General features: G+C 29.5%; 1 protein-coding gene. It reads right to left on the bottom strand.

Annotated elements, in window-relative coordinates:
• Nucleotides 1-2,405: phage tail protein (locus ACMOUI_RS01070; protein WP_418963896.1), on the bottom strand; the 2,405-nt coding region annotated here is incomplete at both ends.

The following is a 2,405-nucleotide window of genomic DNA, read 5'->3' as shown; positions in this document are numbered from 1 at the left end:
TTGCTTAACTATTTTTATTTGCTTTTCTATATCTTCAGTATTTAATTTTAATTGAATAATTTTATCTTTCTTTAATTCTAGCTCTATATATTTGTTTAAAAGCTCATTTTTAGCCTCTTCTTTTAAAAGGGTATCTTCTATCCATGTATGTGTTTCAAAATCCCATTTAAACCAATTGTGTGGCTTATAAATATATTTCAAATCTCCTTTTTCATCATAATAATAACCTTCTTTATCCAGATGTGTTTTTACAAGTTCCCATGTGTCAGTATCATTATTATACTTATTTGTATATCCCATTCTTGAAGGCTGTGGCTCTGTCATTGTTATTCCTTCTGTATAATTCGGCAATTCATTATTTACAGCTAAAGACAATGGTACTTCTCCATTAAATATATTATCTTTAGAATAAGAATACATTGTCGGTTCTGTTATCTCCAGTGGTTGTCCTATATACACAAGTTTATATCTTCCCGTTGAATCTTTTAAATTAGGAAGTTTTATAACAGTCATATTCTCTCTATTAGGAACATCATCTATATACGTATGAAATCTTCCTAAAAAATACAGTCCGTATCCTTCTACTCTCTCAGGACTACTCAGCGGATAATGAGGTGTAGATTTATTAAGGTCTATTGATAATCTTATTTTTTTAGTTTTAAATGTAGTTTTAATTTCCGCTATATACATGTTATCTAAAATATTTGATTTAATAAAATCTGTTTTATTATGTAACTGAACTCCCAATCTCCAATCTCCACTGTCTTCATCGATATATTCAATATTGAAATATATATCGGGATGAAGATTTTTATTATATCCTCCTGTAGTTTCTGAAGAATAATTAGGTAATATTCCACCATATTCAAAATTTTCACCGTCAAAAGCTATTGCTTTAAGATACATATATCTCGAAGATTTTATTTCCAAATCAGATATATAACCTAAAATTTCTTTAGAAGTTTTATCTGGTCTTGTAGATACGTTATATACTAGTCTAGAGTCATTATTGTATACAGATGTTTCGTTAGAGAAAAACAATCCAGTATTTATACTTGAATAATTATAATACGAACCATTATATCTAAAATAACGAGAGTGAAAACTATCCCCACCGCAAACTATATCTGTTCTACTCCAGTACTCCCCATTTCCACCTGAACTATTAGATTTGACATGACTATAGTCTATAAATTTATATCTTACATCTAGTGGCTCAGATGCATCATCAAACATTCCAAGTAAATGCGGATATTTATTACCAGATAAATATGCCCCATTGCATAAAGCCCAGCCTTCTGGAACTTGTGACCCATGATGTTCTATAATAGTTCCATATATATCTGTCATAGGTGGTTGTGGCTCTGCATCATCAGGCAACCCTACTATTCCCCCTGTATACCCTCTTGGACCTCTAGGGCTTATATATTCAGAACTTTTAGTCCCATCACTATATATATCTCTGTATACATAGTTTCCTTCTGCATCTTTTCTTACAAACTCTTTACCTATTATTCCAACGCCTTTAAGTGAATTTATAAAATCTTCTTCAGTTCCTTCATTTCCTAATTCTAGCCAACTTTCATAAGCTGATTTTCCTCTCATAGCCATTTGAACTGTAAAGAAAAATCCGTCTAGTCTTTTTTCAAATAGTTTTGCATTATCGTCATCATTTGAACTTATTATTGCATACTCTCCAAATTTAACATTATCAGTTTCAAAATCTGCTTCCATAGCTGCTATACTTGGATAAACTTTTTTTATATAAAATGGCTCTCCTTTTTGACCTTTTGGAGATATAAATGTATGTTCTGTCCTTTGGCCATTACTTAAAACCTGTTTATATTCTGTATCTCCATTTTCTGTCAAACCTACATACTCTACATCAACAACTCCAACTCCTTCATCTCCTTGTGGAGCTGTTATTGTTCCAATTTTCCTATCATCATCTCTAAAAATATCATAAATATTCCCACCATTTTCATCTTGTCCATTTTCAATAATTCTATCTATAGAATGACCTTTTAATTTTTCTTTATTTTCTTCTATATAATTTTCTAATTGAGTATAAAAATCATCAACTTTTTGTTGAATTTCTAAAAATACTCTTTCTTTTAAAGCTTCAAAATCAACTTTAGAATTTGATACAAGTTGTTTAAAATCATCTATAAACTCTTGTATTTGTTCTTTTACATATGTTGGTGGTAAAGGGTCTATAATTTCATACATACTATCATTATTAAAGCTATATGGCTCTTTTAAAGTTATTGTATTTACTCTTGTATCTATTGTGTAATCTCTTTCTAAAAAATATATTTCACCTTCTATATTTAATATTGCTCTTTCTGATATAGGCATTAAAATATCTGTAGGAACTTGTATTATTTTTTGACCTGCATTTAAAG

Source organism: Cetobacterium sp. (assembly GCF_048470075.1).
Taxonomy (GTDB): Bacteria; Fusobacteriota; Fusobacteriia; order Fusobacteriales; family Fusobacteriaceae; genus Cetobacterium_A.
Note: the sequence above shows the minus strand (reverse complement) of the source record. Positions and strands in the feature narration are given on the sequence as shown.